Origin of the sequence: Cellulomonas fengjieae (genome assembly GCF_018388465.1) — a bacterium.
Classification (GTDB): Bacteria; Actinomycetota; Actinomycetes; order Actinomycetales; family Cellulomonadaceae; genus Cellulomonas; species Cellulomonas fengjieae.
Map to the genome: position 1 here is coordinate 2187630 of NZ_CP074404.1, position 17649 is coordinate 2205278.

The 17649-nt window shown below is 73.5% G+C and carries 18 protein-coding genes; 4 read left to right on the forward strand and 14 right to left on the reverse strand.

All coding sequences use genetic code 11. From position 1 onward, the window contains the following. Positions 1-10: 10 nt before the first annotated feature. From KG102_RS10130 to dut, 3 genes are read right to left on the reverse strand one after another with little or no spacing between them, the layout of a single operon-like run. Complete coding sequence (locus KG102_RS10130; RefSeq protein WP_208214396.1) at positions 11-379, reverse strand: OB-fold nucleic acid binding domain-containing protein; 369 nt, start codon at positions 377-379, stop codon at positions 11-13. After that, positions 376-1101 carry a DUF3710 domain-containing protein gene (locus KG102_RS10135; RefSeq protein ID WP_372438336.1) on the reverse strand — a complete coding sequence of 242 codons (726 nt, stop codon included), beginning with the start codon at positions 1099-1101 and terminating at the stop codon, positions 376-378. Before KG102_RS10135 ends, KG102_RS10130 begins: the two co-directional genes overlap by 4 nt. Positions 1102-1105: 4 nt before the next feature. After that, complete coding sequence (dut, locus tag KG102_RS10140) at positions 1106-1636, reverse strand: dUTP diphosphatase (protein WP_208214398.1); 531 nt, start codon at positions 1634-1636, stop codon at positions 1106-1108. Positions 1637-1674: 38 nt separating this feature from the next. Between dut and KG102_RS10145 the strand changes: the two genes are divergently transcribed. Next, entirely contained in the window at positions 1675-2154 is a 480-nt protein-coding gene (locus tag KG102_RS10145) for a DUF3093 domain-containing protein (protein ID WP_208289068.1), read from the forward strand. 98 nt (positions 2155-2252) lie between these two features. On the opposite strand, the gene KG102_RS10150 is transcribed toward KG102_RS10145, so the two are convergent. The 3 genes from KG102_RS10150 to KG102_RS10160 form a co-directional block, all read right to left on the reverse strand. Beyond that, positions 2253-2552 (reverse strand): DUF4193 domain-containing protein, encoded by a 300-nt coding sequence (locus KG102_RS10150; RefSeq protein WP_056090713.1) that lies wholly within the window; start codon positions 2550-2552, stop codon positions 2253-2255. Between the two features lie 161 nt (positions 2553-2713). Beyond that, positions 2714-3559, reverse strand: a complete 846-nt coding sequence (locus tag KG102_RS10155) for an inositol monophosphatase family protein (RefSeq protein WP_208289067.1) — start codon at positions 3557-3559, stop codon at positions 2714-2716. Between the two features lie 12 nt (positions 3560-3571). Further along, positions 3572-4204, reverse strand: coding sequence for a trimeric intracellular cation channel family protein (locus KG102_RS10160; RefSeq protein WP_208214401.1), 633 nt, complete (start codon positions 4202-4204; stop codon positions 3572-3574). A 147-nt stretch (positions 4205-4351) separates the two neighbouring features. Between KG102_RS10160 and sepH the strand changes: the two genes are divergently transcribed. Beyond that, a complete protein-coding gene (gene sepH, locus KG102_RS10165; RefSeq protein ID WP_208289066.1) occupies positions 4352-5398 on the forward strand; it encodes a septation protein SepH in 1047 nt (348 codons plus the stop codon). 24 nt (positions 5399-5422) lie between these two features. Here sepH and KG102_RS10170 read toward each other — a convergent pair whose 3' ends face one another. The 4 genes from KG102_RS10170 to KG102_RS10185 are packed head-to-tail and all read right to left on the reverse strand — an operon-like array spanning position 5423 to position 10662. Next, entirely contained in the window at positions 5423-6082 is a 660-nt protein-coding gene (locus tag KG102_RS10170; protein WP_208214403.1) for a thymidine kinase, read from the reverse strand. After that, entirely contained in the window at positions 6082-7287 is a 1206-nt protein-coding gene (locus tag KG102_RS10175; protein ID WP_208214404.1) for an alkaline phosphatase family protein, read from the reverse strand. The genes KG102_RS10170 and KG102_RS10175 overlap by 1 nt, the downstream gene beginning before the upstream one ends. Next, positions 7284-7859, reverse strand: a complete 576-nt coding sequence (locus KG102_RS10180) for a DUF5998 family protein (RefSeq protein ID WP_208214405.1) — start codon at positions 7857-7859, stop codon at positions 7284-7286. The genes KG102_RS10175 and KG102_RS10180 overlap by 4 nt, the downstream gene beginning before the upstream one ends. A 49-nt stretch (positions 7860-7908) precedes the next feature. Then, a complete protein-coding gene (locus KG102_RS10185; protein WP_208289065.1) occupies positions 7909-10662 on the reverse strand; it encodes a bifunctional acetate--CoA ligase family protein/GNAT family N-acetyltransferase in 2754 nt (917 codons plus the stop codon). A gap of 104 nt (positions 10663-10766) precedes the next feature. Here KG102_RS10185 and KG102_RS10190 point away from each other — a divergent pair, with 104 nt between their 5' ends. After that, positions 10767-13241 (forward strand): DNA gyrase/topoisomerase IV subunit A, encoded by a 2475-nt coding sequence (locus KG102_RS10190; RefSeq protein ID WP_208289064.1) that lies wholly within the window; start codon positions 10767-10769, stop codon positions 13239-13241. A 7-nt stretch (positions 13242-13248) separates the two neighbouring features. On the opposite strand, the gene KG102_RS10195 is transcribed toward KG102_RS10190, so the two are convergent. Next, positions 13249-13971 (reverse strand): lysoplasmalogenase, encoded by a 723-nt coding sequence (locus KG102_RS10195; protein WP_249667277.1) that lies wholly within the window; start codon positions 13969-13971, stop codon positions 13249-13251. Between the two features lie 160 nt (positions 13972-14131). Further along, complete coding sequence (locus KG102_RS10200; protein ID WP_208214409.1) at positions 14132-16258, reverse strand: DNA gyrase/topoisomerase IV subunit B; 2127 nt, start codon at positions 16256-16258, stop codon at positions 14132-14134. Positions 16259-16425: 167 nt separating this feature from the next. Here KG102_RS10200 and KG102_RS10205 point away from each other — a divergent pair, with 167 nt between their 5' ends. Next, positions 16426-16635: a DUF7455 domain-containing protein gene (locus KG102_RS10205; RefSeq protein ID WP_208214442.1), complete on the forward strand. Its 210-nt coding sequence runs from the start codon at positions 16426-16428 to the stop codon at positions 16633-16635. A 107-nt stretch (positions 16636-16742) separates the two neighbouring features. Here the strand turns inward: KG102_RS10205 and KG102_RS10210 are convergent, their stop codons facing one another. Beyond that, positions 16743-17234, reverse strand: a complete 492-nt coding sequence (locus tag KG102_RS10210; protein WP_208214410.1) for an SRPBCC domain-containing protein — start codon at positions 17232-17234, stop codon at positions 16743-16745. Further along, the gene (locus KG102_RS10215; protein ID WP_208214411.1) at positions 17221-17580 is read right to left on the reverse strand and encodes an ArsR/SmtB family transcription factor; all 360 of its coding nucleotides are present in this window, start codon (positions 17578-17580) and stop codon (positions 17221-17223) included. Before KG102_RS10215 ends, KG102_RS10210 begins: the two co-directional genes overlap by 14 nt. Positions 17581-17649: the final 69 nt, after the last annotated feature.

Here is a 17649-nt window from a genome sequence, read left to right on the forward strand (position 1 = left end):
CGGTCGCTCGTCACTCACCGGGACGGGGCCTGAGCTCGTAGCGCGGGTTGAACACCGTGCGCCGGCCGTCGATCATGCACACCAGCCCCTCGATCTTGAGGCGGCGGCCCGGGGTCACCCCGGCGATCTCCCGACGGCCGAGCCACACCAGGTCCAGGGCGCCGCTCCCGTCGTACAGCTCGGCCTCCAGGGCCGGCACCCCCTCGCGGGGTCGCAGCGTGACGGACCGGATCACGCCGGACACGCTCGCGCGGGACCGGTCGCGCAGCTGCTCGATCGGGGTGCAGCCGACCGAGCGGTGGGCGTCCGCGCGCTCCTCGTCGGCCTCGATCTCGGCCTGGGAGGCGACCGCCTTCTTCAGGCGTTCCTTGAGGCTCATCGGATCTCCGTGATCTCCGGGCCGCGGGTCAGCGGGTCGAACTCGGGGGCAGCCGGCTTGTCCGCGTCGGCGGGCGTGAGGTCCGGCGTACCGGGTCCCGGCAGACGCAACGTCAGCAGGTCCCGAGGCGCGCGCGCCTCGGTGCCTCGGACCACGACGATCCCGGCGAAGAGGTCCTCGAGCGCCTTCGCCGCCGCCGGGTCGACCGCCGCACGGCCGGTGACGACCCCGCGCACGAACCACCGCGGACCGTCGGCCCCGATGAACCGGGCGGGACGGTGCCCCGTGCGCCCCTCGGGCGTGCGGATGGGGAGCCGGGCGAGCAGCTCGCGCCCGAACGGACCGGGCAGGTCGTCGGCGGAACCGCCCTGCTGCGTGACGGACTCGGCGATCTCGGCGCGGATCTCGTCCCAGATGCCCTCCGTGCGCGGCGCGGCGAACGCCTGCACCTGCAGCGAGGAGCCGTCCAGCAGGATCGACGCGGCGGACACCACGTCGGACGCCTTGTCGATCTCCATCCGCAGCTCCATGCCCGGCACGCCGGGCACGAGGATCGCACCGAGGTCCACGCGCGGGAGGTCATCATCGACCTCCGAGGCGTCCCGCGGGCCGCGGGGGCGCTCGGACGCGGCGGGCCGTCTCTGGTCGACCTCGACGGCGTCCGTCTCCGTCACCGTGTCATCAGTGGCAGGAGTCTTCCCACCACGCCGGAACAGCGCCACGTGCTTACTCCTCTTCGACGCGCTCGCGCGCATCAGTTGCAGACAGATCGACAGTAGTCCCGCTCGCGCCGGTCGGCGCAGCCTTCCAGCCGCCGCTGGAGCCGAAGCCACCGCCGCCCCGGTGGCTTCCGGGCAGCACCGCCGCCTCGACGAACCGGACCCGCTCCACCCGCTGGACGACGAGCTGGGCGATGCGGTCGCCCCGGTGCAGCTCGAGCGCGTGCTCCACGTCCGTGTTGAGCAGCGTCACGGCGATCTCGCCCCGGTAGCCCGCATCGACCGTGCCCGGCGCGTTGACGATGGTCAGCCCGTGGCGCATGGCCAGACCCGACCGCGGGTGCACGAAGGCGGCGAACCCGTCGGGCAGCGCGATGGCGACGCCGGTGGGTACCGTCACCCGACCCTGCGGCGGGATCACGACGTCGATCCTGGACACGAGGTCGGCGCCGGCGTCACCGGGATGGGCGTACGCGGGCGCGGGCAGGTCGGGGTCGAGGAGCTGCAGGAGCACCTCGGTGCTGGGGTCGGCCGTCACGGGGCTCGACCCTACCCGGCGGATGGGATGCTGGATGCATGCCCGACGCTCCCGCCAGCAACCCGTTGCCCACGTCCCGGACCGCCGCCCCGACCTACTCCGAGCGGCTCTGGCTCGGTCCCGGCGGCTGGGTGCTGCTCGCCCTGTTCGCGGCCATGATGGCCGTCGCGTTCATCCCGCTCGACCGGCGGGTGGCGGCCGTGGTCGGCGTCGTCGTCCTCGCGCTCGGCGCGGCCGTGCTCGTGGGCCGCGCCCCGCGGGTCGAGGTCCGCGACGGCGTCCTGCGCGCCGGCGGGGCGCACATCCCCGTCGCGCTCCTCGGGTCGGCCGTGCCGCTCGACGCGGACGCGACGCGGGCCGAGCTGGGGCCTCGCCTGGACGCGCGCGCACACGTCTGCCTGCGCGGCTGGATCCGTACCGCCGTCCGGGTCGAGGTGCGCGACCCCGAGGACCCCACGCCCTACTGGGTCATCTCGACCCGCCGGCCAACGGAGCTCGCCGCCGCGCTGCAGGCCTGAGCGCCCCAGGCCAGGGGCGCCGCACGCCTGAGGGCCGGCCGCCCGGTGTGCTGGGCGACCGGCCCTCAGGAGAGCAGATCAGGATCGAGCGTGTGCGCTCAGGCAGCGCACTCCGAGCAGACGGGTCGACCGTCGCGCTCGTAGGCCAGCTGGCTGCGGTGGTGAACCAGGAAACAGCTCGAGCAGGTGAACTCGTCCGCCTGCCGAGGAAGCACGCGTACGGAGAGCTCCTCGCCGGACAGGTCCGCGCCCGGGAGCTCGAACCCTTCGGCCGCCTCGGTCTCGTCCTCGTCCACCACGCCCGAGTTCTTGTCGGAGCGCCGAGCCTGGAGCTCCTGGAGCGAGTCCTCGCTCAGGTCCTCCTCGGTCTTGCGCGGGGCGTCGTAGTCGGTAGCCATGTGTGGCGTCACACTCCGTGGTCTTGAAGGAATCTCATACGCGGCATCAATGCACGGGACCGGCTTTTTGTTCCCCCGCGCGGTCGGATTCTGCACCACTTTGGAGCGCGGAGCGAACCGGACACGTGACCGATTTCGTCACGCCGTCGCTGAGAGCGTTTTCACCCGTCCGAGTCCGCGTCCAGCGATTCCAGGAGCGACCTCAGCTCCTCGATGCGGCCCGCTGGTCCGGCCACGGTCATCGACTCCTGCGCGGGGCCCCCGCGAAGCCCTGTGACCTGCGCACCTGCCTCCTGGGCGATCAGCGCCCCGGCCGCGAGGTCCCACGGCTGCAGGCCTCGTTCGTAGTAGAGGTCGAGCGTTCCGGCGGCCACGGCGCACAGGTCCAGGGCAGCACTACCGACGCGACGAATATCACGTACCCGCGGCAACAGTTCTGCGACGATTCGACCCTGCACGCGCCGACGTGTTGCGACGTATCCGAAGCCCGTCCCCACCAGCGAGTCGATGAGCGGGCGCGGCTCGTTCGCGTGAAGCCGCACGCCGTCCAGGGACGCACCGAGCCCCAGCCCCGCGGTGAACGTGCGGCCGTCCTCGGGAGCGAACACGCACCCGGCCACGGCGGTCCACGTGGCCGGGTCCGGTGCGGACGTCGGGTCGGGCCCGACCACCGCGGCGACGGACACGGCGTAGGCCGAGATCCCGTAGAGGTAGTTGACCGTCCCGTCGATGGGGTCCACCACCCAGGTGATCCCCGAGGTGCCGGGCCGGAACGCCTCCTCCTCGCCCAGGATCGCGTCGTCGGGCCGCAGCTCTGCCAGCCGCCGTCGCAGGAGCGCCTCCGACGCGAGGTCCATCGCCGTCACCACGTCCTGGGCGCTGGACTTGGTCGCCGCGACGCCGACGTGCCGGCGCCGCCCCTCGCGGACGAGCTCGCCGGCCTCCTGCGCGAGCGTTCGGGCGGTCTCGACGAGCTCGCGGACCTGGTCGGGTGAGAGTGCGTTCACGCGCACATCCTGTCAGCGCACCGTCCCGCGCCACGGACCGGGCGCCTTGAGCTTGAACCGCAGGGCGCCCACCCGGAGCGCGAACACCGCGATCACGACGGCGACGACGGTCACGGTGCTGGCCGCGTCCTGCCACCACAGGATCGCGGTGGCCGTCGCGCCCAGGAGCGCGGGGATGGCGTAGAGCTGGCGATGGTGCAGCACCACCGGGACCTCGCCGGACAGCAGGTCCCGCAGCACTCCCCCGCCGACCCCGGTCATCACGCCGACGACGACCGCCGCCGTGAGGGTGGTGCCGTACTCGAGCCCCTTGATCGTCCCGACGACGGTGAACAGGGCGAGCGCCCCGGCGTCGAGGACCTCGATGAACCGGCGCGCGCGCTCGAGCCGCGGATGGAAGAAGTAGATGACGGTCGCACCGGCGACGGCGGTCGCGATGAACCGCCAGTTCGAGATGCCGACCGGTGGGACCGCACCGATGAGGACGTCGCGCAGGATCCCGCCACCCAGCCCGGCCGCCCACCCCAGCACCAGGATGCCGAACACGTCGAACTGCTTGCGCACCGCGGCGAGCGCCCCGGACATCGCGCCGACGAAGACCCCGACCAGCTCGAGGACGGGCTCCAGGGGGATGTCGGTCTCCACGACAATGATCCTCTCAGCGCCCCGGGCACCGGCTGCGCAGGCGTCGCGAGTGGTGCGTCACGGTCTCTATCGTGCGCCGCACCGCCCCGGGTGCACGCCGTCGGGGCGGATCGGTGGCAGGCTCGTACCGAGGTACCGGGAGGTCGCATGGGTGAGCTGGAGCTGGTGGGTCTGCACGAGGACGGGGAGCATCTCGTCCTGGTGGCCCCGGACGGAGCACGCTTTCGTGTGCGCATCGACGAACCGCTGCGCGCCGCGGTGCGCCGCGACCGCCCGCAGCTGGAGCAGCTGCGCGCGGAGAGCGCCGGGACGCTGAGCCCGCGAGAGATCCAGGCCCGCATCCGCGCGGGTGCGACGACGCAGGAGGTCGCCGACTCCGCCGGCCTGCCGGTCGAGCGCGTCCGGCGCTACGAGGGCCCCGTCCTCGCGGAGCGTGAGCACGTCGCCGAGCAGGCCCGCGCGACGCGGGTCGGCCGCGACGTCGGTGCGCCGACGCTCGGCGACCTGGTGACGGACCGGCTCGCCGCCCGCGGCGTGGATCTCGCCTCGCTCGCCTGGGACGCCGCTCGCGACGCGTCCGGACCGTGGGTCGTCCTGGCCCGGTTCGCCGTCGACGACGCGCAGCACGAGGCGCGCTGGACGTTCGACCTGGCGAAGCGAACGGTCGTCGCCGACGAGGACGAGGCGCGCTGGCTGTCCGAGACGGAGCTCCCGGACGAGCCTGTCTCGCGGCGCCACCTCGCCGCCGTGCGCGACGTCGTCTTCGACTTCCAGGGCGAGGGTGCCGTGGCACGCGCCCCGCACGACCTGCCCGCCGAGGAGCCCGAGTCGGCGCCGGACGCCCAGGAGCAGACCGCCTCCCTGCTGGACGACCTACGCAGCCGCCGCGGCGTGCGCCAGGCCGTGGAGCTCGGCGACGACGAGGACGGCGAGGAGTTCGAGGGCTTCGGGCCGCAGCACGCGTTCGACTTCGCCCGCGGCGACGCGGCCGTGCCGGGTGCCCACCCCGTCGACGCCGATCCCGAGGCAGAGGCGCAGGTCTACTCCGCCCCGGTGGCCGTCGCGGAGCCGACGACCGCCCCGGCAGCCGCTCCCGCTGCGGAGCAGGAGGACACGGAGCGCCCGCGCACGCGGCGCGGTCGCGCCAAGGTGCCCAGCTGGGACGAGATCGTCTTCGGCGCCAAGCCCGAGTGACCGGACGTCGGTGACGTCCGGCCTTCAGATGATCAGCTCCTCCACGGAGGCGAGCGTCTGCGGGCTGGGCGACGACGCACGCGCCGTCGCGGCGGTCATGTGGCGCATGTGGTGGCGTCGGCACAGGACCTCGTAGCCCACCTCGTCGGCACCGGCCTCGACGTCGCCGACCACCACCTGTGCGCCCTCGACCACCATGGCCCCACCGATCGTCCGGGCGTTGTGGGTGGCCCGGGCGCCGCACCAGCACAGCGCGCGGACCTGCAGGATCTCCACCCGGTCCGCGAGCTCGACCAGCCGCGCCGCCCCGGGGAAGAGCCGCGCACGGAAGTCGGTCGAGATGCCGAACACGTAGACGTCCACACCGAGCTCGTCGACGATCCGCGCCAGCTGCTCGACCTGCGCGGCGGTGTAGAACTGCGCCTCGTCGCCGATCAGGTAGTCGACGGGGCGCCCGTGCGTGCGGCGCGCGATCACGTCCGACCAGAAGTCGGTCGAGTCGTCGACCTCGTGCGCACGCTGCGTGAGCCCGAGCCGCGACGAGATCGTCGCGGTGCCGGCGCGGTCGTGCCGGGTGAACAGCACGCCGTCACGTCCCCGGGCTGCGTGGTTGTGGTGCATCTGGAGGGCGAGCGTCGACTTGCCGCTGTCCATCGTCCCCGAGAAGAACACCAGCTCCGCCATCAGGCGACCACCAGGCAGGGGACGAGCATCTCGTGGTGGGTGAGCGACCCGTGCACCCCGACGAGGTCCAGCGAGGCCGGCGTCTGCGTCGCGGAGTCGACGACCGTCGCGCGCCCGGTCATGGCGACCACCACGTCGCCGATGATCGGCAGGACGTGCGGCGCGACGTCCCCGAACCACCCGTCGGCGACCGCCTCGTCCCGCGTCGCCACGACGGCCGCGGCGCCGAGCACGTCGCGCCAGCGGTCTGCGAGCCCGCCGGGGTCGGTCCCGGCCTCGAGGTGCAGGTGCAGCGCCCGTGGCTCGCCGGCGACCAGCGCGACTCCCTGGCCGAGCCTCGAGTCGGTCGCGACGTCCCAGCGCTGGGTCCGGTCGACGTCGACCATGCCGTGGTCCGCGGTGATCACCAGCACGGTGTCCCGCGGGAGCAGCCGCGCGAGCCGGCCGAGCTCGGCGTCGAGCTCGGAGAGAGCGTCGCCCCACTGTCGCGAGCCCCAGCCGTGGTGGTGCCCGGCCTTGTCGACGTCACCCCAGTAGAGGTACGCGACGCCCGGTCGCCGCAGGGCGTCCACGGTCGCGTCGACCCGCGCCGCGAGCGTCTCCGCCGCCGTGTAGGCGGGTCCCCGCAGGGCGGCCTCGGTGAGCCCGGAGCCGGCGAACCGCGCCGGCCCGATGCTCGTGACCGCGGTCCCGGCCGCGGCGAGGCGCTCGAACACGGTGGTCTCGCGCTGCCACTGCCTCGCGGGCGGCAGGCCCGTCCAGCTCACGAGGTTCCCCAGCTCGCCGGTCGCCGGGTCGCGGACGGTGTAGCCCAGCATCCCCGTGCGGCCAGGAGACGCCCCGACCCCGAAGGTGCCCATCGCCGTGGCGGTCGTCGAGGGGAACGTGCTGGTCAGCGGGGTCGAACCGGCGAGCCGGCCGCGCAGGAACGGCGCGTGGCCGGCGCGCTCGGCCAGGTTGGTGTGGCCCAGCCCGTCGACGAGCACCACGCACACCCGCGTGGCATCGGGCAGGCCGAGGATCTGCTGGGACGCGGCGGCCTCCGGCACGTCCGTCGCCCCGACGGAACCTGCGACGGCGGGCAGCACGCGCCCCAGGCACGGGTAGGTCGTTCCGGGCACCACGAGGTCGGCCGCCTCCAGCAGGTCGCACGAGCCCCTCCACCCCGACGGCGCGACCGCCCGTGGCTCCTCGAGGTCGGTCATCGGGCTCGTGCGCTCGCCGCGGACAGCTCCCGGGCGAACGCCGTCGCGGCGCGCACGGAGTCCAGCCCTTCCGCAGCCGCGCTGACCCGGACGACGACGTCGTCGGGCGCGAGCGTCCCGGTCAGCCCGTGGTCGGCGTCGCAGCTGGGGTCTCCGCACGTGGCCGGCTCCAGGTCCACCCGGGAGACGGCACCCCAGCCGATCACCAGCGTGAGCTCCCGTGCCGGCTGGCCGCGCTCGTGCTTCTCCGGCAGGGGCACCACGTGCGTCAGCGCGACCGACGTGAGCTCGGCGAGCGGGACCGCCTCGGTCGTGGCCGACGCGGACGCCGACGGGTGCTCGGAGTCGGCGGGATGGTCGTCGACGTGCGCGACCACCAGGCGGGTCGGCGTCAGGACCAGGACCGTGACGTGGCGTCGGACCTCGGCGGCGTCGAACGTCGTCTCGGGGTGGACCAGGTGAGCCACGACTTCCTCGTCGGCCAGGGCCACGTCGAGCACGTCGACGACGAGCTCGGGGTAGTAGCCGGCACGGTGGAGATCGTGGTGCAGGGCGACAGCAGCAGCGGGCACCCGTCCATCCTCCCACCTCAGCGGCCGTGGCTTGCGTCCGTGCACAGCGTCACACCCTCGGCAGGCGCCGGGTGGCGTCCGCGCGGTCCGCCCGGGACACGGACGCACGGGCACCCAGGACCACGGCGCCGTGCTCGGAGACGACCACCGGGTTGAGCTCGAGCGAGCGCAGCTCCGGCAGGTCGTCCGCGAGCACCGCCACGCGGGCGATGACGTCTTCGAGCGCCCCGACGTCGAGCGCGGGAAGACCTCGGTAGCCGAGCAGTCGCGGGGCCGCCCTGGCGTTCCGGACCAGCTCGGACACGTCGACGTCGGTCAGGGGCGGGACCCCGTACGCGATGTCGCCGAGCAGGTCCGAGGCGTCGCCCGCCAGGCCGAAGCTGATGATCGGACCGAACAGCGGGTCCTCCACGGATCGCACGACGCAGGCCGACCCGTGCTCCGCCATCGCCTGGACCTCGAGCGGCGAGTCCAGACCGCCACCCTCGAACCCCGCGGCGAGGTCGAGCACCTGCGCGACGTCCGCCCGCAGCTCGGCCTCGTCGGCCACGTCCAGGCGCACTCCCCCCAGGTCCGCCCGGTGCCGCAGCGCCGGGACGGTGGTCTTGAGCGCCACCGGCCAGCCGATGCGCTCCGCGGCGGCGACCGCCTCGTCGGCGTCCCGCACCCGGGTCGACGGCAGCACCGGGACGCCGATCGTGGCGAGCAGCTGTGCCGTGCGCTCGTCGTCGAGCCCGAGCACCGCGTCCCCCGACGCCTCCGCGAGCCACCCCGTCACCAGCCGACGCGCCGCACGCAGGTCGACCCCCTCCGGGTGCAGCGGCCGACCGCGGTCCGCCGCGCGCCACTGCGCGTACCGCGCCGCGTGCCCGAGGGCCAGAGCCGCGTCCTCCGGCGTGCTGTAGGCGGGGACCGTCCACTCCCGACCGTCGTCGTCCCGTCCGGTCAGCTCGGCGGTGATGCCGTGCAGGTCGTAGATGCACGCCACGGTGGTGCGCCGGGAGCGCGCCGCCGCGCGCGCGACCGCCTCCTGCAGCCCGACGTCGGGGTCGCCCACGGTCGGGATGCGCACCACGACGACGACGTCGCTGTCCGGGTCGCCGTAGAGCGCGTCGACGGCTGCCTGGACCTGGTCGGCCGGGGCATCCTCCGGTAGCAGCTGCACGTGCCCGCTGACCACGAGCCCGGCCGCGGCCGCGGCCTCGGCGACGAGGGCGGCGACGGACGCGGAGCTGGCCAGGATCGCCGTGCGCCGACCTGCGGGCAGCGGCTGGTGGGCGAGCACCTGCGCCACGTCGAGCATCTGGTGGGTGTTCTCCACCTGCACGACCCCGCTCTGGCGGAGCATCTCCGCAAGCGTGCGCGGTGGCGCGTGCGTGGGGCGCACCGCGTGCCCGGGCGGCACCACCTGGCCCGATCGCCCCGCCGTCACGACGATGACCGGCTTGGTCGACGACAGCCGCCGCGCCACCCGGGAGAACTTCCGGGGGTTGCCCAGCGACTCGAGGTACAGGCCCACGACGTCGGTGCGGTCGTCGTCGGTCCAGAACTGCATGAGGTCGTTGCCCGACACGTCCGCGCGGTGGCCCGCGGAGACGAACTGCGAGACCCCGATCCCCCGGCGCCGCACCGAGCCGAGCAGCGCGACCGCCAGGGGCGCCGACTGGCAGAACAGGCCGATCCGGCCCACGACCGGCGGCGTGCGCGCCAACGACGCGTTCAGCCGGAGCCCGTCGTCGCGCGTGGAGATGATCCCGTAGGAGGCGGGGCCGACGATGCGCATCCCGGCCCCGTGGGCGGCGCGCAGCATCGCCCGCTGCCGGTCCAGCCCGTCCGGACCCTGCTCGGCGAACCCGGCCGTGAGCAGCACGATGCCGTGCACGCCCAGGCGCGCGAGGTGCCGGACCACGTCGACCGTGTCCGTGGCCGGCACGGCGACCACGGCGAGGTCGACCGGCCCGGTGATGTCGCTCAGCCGCGTGCGAACCGGCACCGACGGGGCGCCCGCGACCCCGATCGCGTGCACCACCGCTGCCGGGTCCGAGGCGACGATGTCCTCCAGGACGCGCGAGGCGAGCCGCCCCGCGAGCGTCTCGGCCGAATCCGCACCGGGGCCGACCACGACGACCGAGCCCGCGTGCAGCAGCCCGCGCATGGAGCGGGCCTCCGCCCGGTGCTCGCGGTCCGACATCACCGCGAGCGACCGGTCCGTCGGGTCGATGTCGAACGCCACGGCGACGACGCCGTCCTCGGTGCGCTGCCGGACCTCGTACCCGGCCTCCTTGAACACGGAGATCATCCGGCCGTTCTGCGGCAGCACCTCCGCCACGAACCTGCGCACGCCGCGCTCGCGGGCCGCCGCGGCGAGGTGCTCGAGCAGCACGGAGCCGAGGCCGCGCCCCTGGTGGGCGTCGGCGACGTTGAAGGCGACCTCCGCCTCGTCGGGGCCGGAGCGGTCGTACCGCGCCACGCCGATGATCTGGTCGGCGCCCTGGTCGGCCGAGGCGGAGACCGCCACCAGGGCGACGCGGTCCACATGGTCCACGTTGACCAGGCGGTCCAGGTCCCGCTCCGACAGCCGCTCCATCTGGGCGAAGAAGCGCAGGTAGGTGGAGCGCTGCGACTGCCCGACGTGGAACGCCTGCAGCGCGTCGGCGTCGTCCGGGCGCATCGGGCGCACGTGCGTGGTCGAGCCGTCGTGCAGGACGACGTCGGCCTCCCACGCGGCGGGGTACGGCGGACCCTGTCGCGGGCGGCCCCCGGGCCGATCGGCCGCGATGTCGTCAGCCGTGACGTCTGCCATGACGGTCACGCTAGTGGGGTCGGCCGCGCGCCGCGGCACACCGGGCCGCGCCGACGGTCCACAATGGTCGGCGCACCGCAGTCCGCCCCCGAGGAGCAGCACCCATGGCGCGTCGCCCCGCGACCCCCGATCTCCCGCCCGAGGACCTCGTCGAGCGCATCGTCGACATCGACGTCGCGACCGAGATGGAGGGCTCGTTCCTCGAGTACGCCTACTCGGTCATCTACTCGCGCGCCCTGCCCGACGCCCGCGACGGGCTCAAGCCCGTGCAGCGCCGCATCCTCTTCCAGATGTCCGACATGGGCCTGCGCCCGGACCGGCCGTACGTGAAGTCCGCCCGGGTGGTCGGCGAGGTGATGGGCAAGCTGCACCCGCACGGCGACACCGCCATCTACGACGCCATGGTGCGGCTGGCGCAGCCGTTCTCGCTGCGCCTGCCCCTGGTCGACGGCCACGGAAACTTCGGGTCGCTCGACGACGGACCCGCCGCGCCGCGCTACACCGAGGCGCGCATGGCGCCGGCGGCGCTGGCGATGACCACGGGCCTCGACGAGGACGTCGTCGACTTCGTGCCGAACTACGACAACAAGCTGACGCAGCCCGACGTCCTGCCGGCCGCGATCCCGAACCTGCTGGTCAACGGCGCCAGCGGCATCGCCGTCGGCATGGCCACCAACATGGCGCCGCACAACCTGGTCGAGGTGATCGCCGCCGCGCGCCACCTGGTCCTGCACCCCGACGCCACGCTGGACGACCTGCTGCGCTTCGTGCCCGGCCCCGACCTGCCGTCGGGCGGCAAGATCGTCGGGCTGGAGGGCGTCCGCGAGGCGTACCGCACCGGTCGGGGGGCGTTCCGCACCCGCGCCACGGCGCGGATCGAAAACGTCACGGCCAAGCGCAAGGGCATCGTCATCACCGAGCTGCCCTACACGGTGGGCCCGGAGAAGGTCATCGAGAAGATCAAGGAGGGAGTCCAGAGCAAGAAGCTCTCGGGCATCTCCGACGCCGTCGACCTGACCGACCGCGCGCACGGCCTACGGCTCGTCATCGAGATCAAGACGGGGTTCCACCCGGAGGCCGTGCTCGAGCAGCTCTACCGGTACACGCCGCTCGAGGACTCGTTCTCGATCAACAACGTCGCGCTGGTCGACGGACAGCCGCGCACCCTGGGCCTGCGCGAGCTGCTGGTGGTGTGGGTCGAGCACCGCCTCGTCGTGGTCCGCCGCCGCTCGCAGCACCGCCTGGCCAAGCGCCTCGAGCGACTGCACCTGGTCGAGGGCCTGCTGGTCGCGATCCTGGACATCGACGAGGTCATCCAGGTCATCCGCACGTCCGACGACGCGGACACCGCGCGGGCCCGGCTGCGCACCGTCTTCGACCTGTCCGAGCCGCAGGCCGAGTACATCCTCGAGCTGCGACTGCGGCGCCTGACCCGCTTCTCCCGGATCGAGCTGGAGAAGGAGCAGCAGCAGCTGCTCGCGGAGATCGCCGAGCTGCAGGCGATCCTGGCCGACGAGAGCCGCCTGCGCGGGCTGGTGTCGGACGAGATGGCCGAGGTCGCCGCGACGTACGGGACGCCACGGCGGACGATCCTGCTCGAGTCGGCGGGCGGCACGTCGATCACGGGCGCTCCCGCGGCGCGCGGCGCAGCGGCGCCGCTCGAGATCGCGGACACGCCGTGCTGGGTCCTGCTCTCGGGCACCGGGCTCCTGGCTCGCACCGCGTCCGACGACCTGCCGGCACGCGTCCCGGGCGCACGGCGGGCCAAGCACGACGTCGTGACCGCCGCGGTCCCGGCCACCGTCCGAGCCGAGATCGGCGTCGTGACCTCGCAGGGGCGGATCGTGCGCGTCTCCGTGCTCGACCTGCCGGGTCTGCCGCCCACCGACGGCGCGCCCTCCCTGTCGGGCGGGGTGCCGCTCGGTGAGGTGGTCACGCTGCTGCCGCGCGAGCGGGTGGTCGGCCTGACGTCGCTGTCCGCCGACGCGCCGACGCTCGCCCTGGCCACCGCGCAGGGCACGGTGAAGCGGGTGACGTCCGGCGACATCCCGGGCAACCGGGACGCGTGGGAGGCGATCTCGCTGAAGGACGGCGACGAGGTGGTCGGTGCGGTCGCCGTGCGCGACACCGACGAGCTGGTCCTGCTGTCCTCCGACGCGTCGCTGCTGCACTTCCCGGCGTCCGCCGTGCGTCCGCAGGGACGCGCCGCGGGCGGCATGGCGGGCATCAAGGTCGCCCCCGGCCAGCGCGTGGTCGCGTTCGGCGCCGTCGCCGCGGACGCCGTGGCCGATGCGGTCGTCGTGACCGTCGCGGGTGCGTCGGACGCGCTGCCCGGGACCCAGACCGGCTCCGCGAAGGTCACGCCGTTCGAGCTCTACCCCGGCAAGGGCCGGGCGACGGGTGGCGTGCGCGCGCACCGGTTCCTGCGCGGCGAGGACACCGTGCTGCTGGGCTGGGTCGGCGCCGCGCCGGCGTGGGCGACGGGGTCGGCCGGGCAGCCGGTCGACCTGCCGCCCGTCGACCAGCGCCGGGACGGGTCCGGCGCGCCGCTGCTGGCGCCGGTGCACGCCCTGGGGTGATGCCCGATCAGACGAACGCGACGACGTTGTCGGGGACCGGCGGGCGCTGCGTGTTCGTGCGGACCGGCGTCGGTGTCCGGCGCTCGGTGAGGTTGCCGCGCACCACGGCCGCGGCGAGCAGCCCCTGGCCGACCGTGTAGGTGAGCATCACCCAGAAGTCCTGGCCGGCGAGGTCCCACCAGGGCACGAACGCCTCGAGCGCGATCAGCGAGTCGCTGACCAGGAACACCGCGCCGCCGACGGCCGCCATGCGTCCGAGACCGGTGGCGAGCACCGCCATGGCGACCAGCACGCCGCCGTAGACCGCGACCGGCACCAGCAGGGCCTCCGCGCCCGGCGCGCACAGCGCGATCAGCCCCACGAGGACGACCGCGTACGGGATCAGCAGCACGCGACGGGTGTGCAGTACGGACCGGCGCGCCGCGGGCGCGAACGCGACGACGTACGCCAGCTGCGCGAACAGGAAGCACCCGACCATGACGAGGAACGACGTGTCCTCGCCGACGAGCGAGGGCAGCAGGTCTCCGAGCCAGGAGAACCCGAGGGCGACGAGCGTCCACGTCACGACCCGACCGCGGGGCCACCGGGTCGCGGTCGCCACGACCGCGGCGAGCGCCGGCATCAGCGTCCACTGGCTCACGGTCGCGAGGTCGTCGGCCCCCGCCAGCAACGCCACCAGATGGACGCCCACCAGTGCCACGAACACGACAGCCCAGACGCACGCAGCCACGGACACAGACCGTCTCACTACGACCCTCCCTCGACACCGGACACCCGCGTCCGGCGGCAGACACGCGGCACGTCGTCGTACCGCCGCGCCGATGCTAGCGCGCGCGGTGCCGGGGTGCGCCGTCGGGGCTCCGTCTCCCTGGCGGGGGCGGCGCGGCAGGTCAGGCGTCGATGCGGCTGCGGTCGAGCGCGTCGGCCCCGGCGACGATGAAGTCCTTGCGAGGCGCGACGTCGGAGCCCATCAGGAGCTCGAAGATCTCCTCCGCGCGCTGGGCACCCTCCACGGTCACGCGGCGCAGCGTGCGGTGTCGCGGATCCATGGTGGTCTCCGCCAGCTGGTCCGCGTCCATCTCCCCCAGGCCCTTGTACCGCTGGATGTCGTCCTTGTAGCGCTTGCCCGCACGGTCGAGCTTCTTCAGCGTCGCCACCAGCTCGGCCTCCGAGTACGTGTACACGTACTCGTTCTTGCGCCCACCCCCGCCGATGACCTCGATGCGGTGCAGCGGCGGCACGGCGGCGAAGACGCGCCCAGCCTCGACCAGCGGGCGCATGTACCGGAACAGGAGCGTGAGCAGCAGGGTGCGGATGTGGGCGCCGTCCACGTCGGCGTCGGTCATCAGCACGATCTTGCCGTAGCGCGCCGCCTCCAGGTCGAACGAGCGGCCCGACCCGGCGCCGACCACCTGGATGATCGCGGCGCACTCGGCGTTCTTCAGCATGTCCGTGACGGACGCCTTCTGGACGTTGAGGATCTTCCCGCGGATCGGTAGGAGCGCCTGGAAGTCGGAGCTGCGCGCGAGCTTGGCGGTGCCCAGCGCGCTGTCTCCCTCGACGATGAACAGCTCGCTGCGCTCGACGTCGTCGCTGCGGCAGTCGGCCAGCTTGGCCGGCAGCGACGAGGTCTCCAGGGCGTTCTTGCGGCGGGAGATCTCCTTCTGCTTGCGGGCGGACAGCCGCGCACGCATCTCGCCGACGACCTTGTCCAGCAGCAGGGACGACTGCGCCTTGTGGTCCCGCTTGGGGGACACGAAGATCGCGCCGAGCTCCTTGTCGATGACCTTGGCGACGATCGCCCGCACCGGACCGGTGCCGAGCACCTCCTTGGTCTGCCCCTCGAACTGCGGCTCCGCGAGGCGGACCGTCACCACGGCCGTCATGCCGGCGAGGACGTCCTCCTTCTCGATGCGCTCGGAGGTGTCCCGCGCCGAGATCTTCAGGCGTCGCGCGTTGGCGTCGACGGCCTTGCGCATGGTGCGCAGGAGCCCGGCCTCGAACCCGGCGAGGTGGGTGCCGCCCTTGGGCGTCGAGATGATGTTGACGAAGCTGCGCACCTCGGTCTCGTAGCCGGTGCCCCACCTCAGCGCGATGTCGACGTCACAGGTCCGGGCCACCTCCTGCGCGGTCATGTGGCCCCGCTCGTCGAGCACCGGGACCGTCTCGGTGAACGCCCCGGAGCCGGTCAGGTGCCACGTCTCCGTCACCGCCGTGTCGGGCGCCAGGTGGTCCACGAAGTCGACGACGCCGCCGCTGTGCAGGAACGTCTCCTCGTGCGGGCCGTCGGCTCCGGGCGTGCCCGGGATCCCCCGCTCGTCGCGCACCGTCAGCGTCAGGCCGGGGACCAGGAAGCTGGTCTGGCGGGCGCGCGTGACCAGCTCGTCGTAGGCGAAGACGGCCGTCTTCGGGAAGATCTGCGGGTCCGCCCAGTAGCGCACGCGGGTTCCGGTCCGCGCGCGTGCGACCTTGCCGGCGACCTCCAGCTCGGACCCGGAGACGAAGGGCTCGAACGGGTTGTCGGGGCCGATGCCGCCGCGGTCGTCGAACGTGCCGGGCTCGCCGCGGTGAAACGTCATGCGGTGCGTCCGGCCGCCCCGGTCGACCTCGACGTCGAGCCGTGCCGACAGGGCGTTGACCACCGACGCACCGACGCCGTGCAGCCCGCCGGACGCGCCGTAGGAACCGCCACCGAACTTGCCACCGGCGTGCAGCTTGGTGAACACGACCTCGACGCCGGTCAGGCCGGTCTTCGGCTCGATGTCCACGGGGATGCCGCGCGCGTTGTCGCGCACCTCGACCGAGGAGTCCGCGTGCAGCACGATCTCGATGCGGTCACCGTGGCCGCCGAGGGCCTCGTCCACGGAGTTGTCGATGATCTCCCAGAGGCAGTGCATGAGGCCACGGCTGTCCGTGGTGCCGATGTACATGCCGGGGCGCTTGCGGACCGCCTCGAGACCCTCCAGCACCGAGAGGTGCCGGGCGGTGTAGCCGGACTGCGAGGAGGTCGTCGTCACGGGGCCGATGGTAGCCGCCGAGCCTTCGCGCGCGGCGGCACCATGCCGCTGGGCAGCAACGGCAGTGTTGCAGCACGGTCACAGTCTGCTACGCGGTGAGCGAACCACACGCCCTTGGTGCGCTCGAACGGCCGGCGGGATGGTTCTATGGATCTGTGACCGGGACCATGACGCATCCATTGACCGCGGCCGACCGCTGCGACCGCTGCGGCGCACAGGCCTATGTCCGAGTTGTTCTCTCGGTGGGAGAGCTCCTCTTCTGCGCGCACCACGCGCGCGAGCACGCCCCGAAGTTCGCCGAGATGGCAACCCACGTGCAGGACGAGACCGACCGCCTGCTGGCTGAGCACGGAGCCGGAGCCGGCGCCGCGAGCTGACCGACCAGACCTGACGACACGAGGCCCGGACCTGCTGGTCCGGGCCTCGTCGCGTCTGTCTCGCCTCTCGACGGGCTCGCCCCGTCAGGCGAGCACCCCGGACCCACTCACGGCGCACCCTCGTCGACGCGTACAGCCAGCCGGCCGAGGATGATCCCCCACCCCCGCAGGTACGAGCCGCCCCGATAGCCTTCGGGCAGCGCGCACGCACCGCCCAGCTGCTCCTCGGTCATCCGCTCCCAGCCGCGATGCTCGACCGACACCCGGGTCAGCGCGGGGCCCAGCGCCTGGAAGCGCAGCTCCACCTCCGTGGGCTCCGGCGTGAGCAGCCATGACATGGTGAAGCCGCGCGGCGGGTCCCACGCCACGAGCCGGCCCCAGGGGCGCACCGTCCCGTCGTCCCATGTCTCGACGACGCTGCCGCCCAGTCGCGGCTCGACGGACACGTCGCGCGCGCGGTCTCTCCCGGTCGAGAAGGGCTCGACCGGCCACCAGAGGCCGATCTCCCGGACGAACACGTCGAACGTGCGGGTGACGTCGGCCCGGACGGTGGTCGCCTGGCGGACCGGCGGCGCCGTCACGACCTCACGCGGTGGCACGGTCGCTCCCCTCCTGGCCGTTCGCATCCACCACGCCGGCGTCCGCCTCGACGAGGCGGCGCGCCGTGTCCAGGGAAGCCGCCCACGTCCTGTCCAGGTAGGCGCGCAGACCGGCAAGGCCCTCAGGGCGGGACCGGTAGAAGTTGCGGGTCCCCTCGGTCCTGCGTGTCACCAGCCCGGCGTCCTCCAGCACGCGAAGGTGCTGACTCACGGCGCTGCGCGTCACGTCGAACTCCTCGGCCAGCCGTCCCACCGGGACCTCGTCGCGCGCCAGCGCCGTCAGGATGTCGCGACGCCGCGGCTCGGCCAGCGCTCGGAGGACCGTGTCAGTCTCTGTCTCGCTCACGCGTCAACGGTAAGCAGTCACTAACGGTTAGTCAATACTTACGGACGCGGAAACGACGAAGGCCCGGAC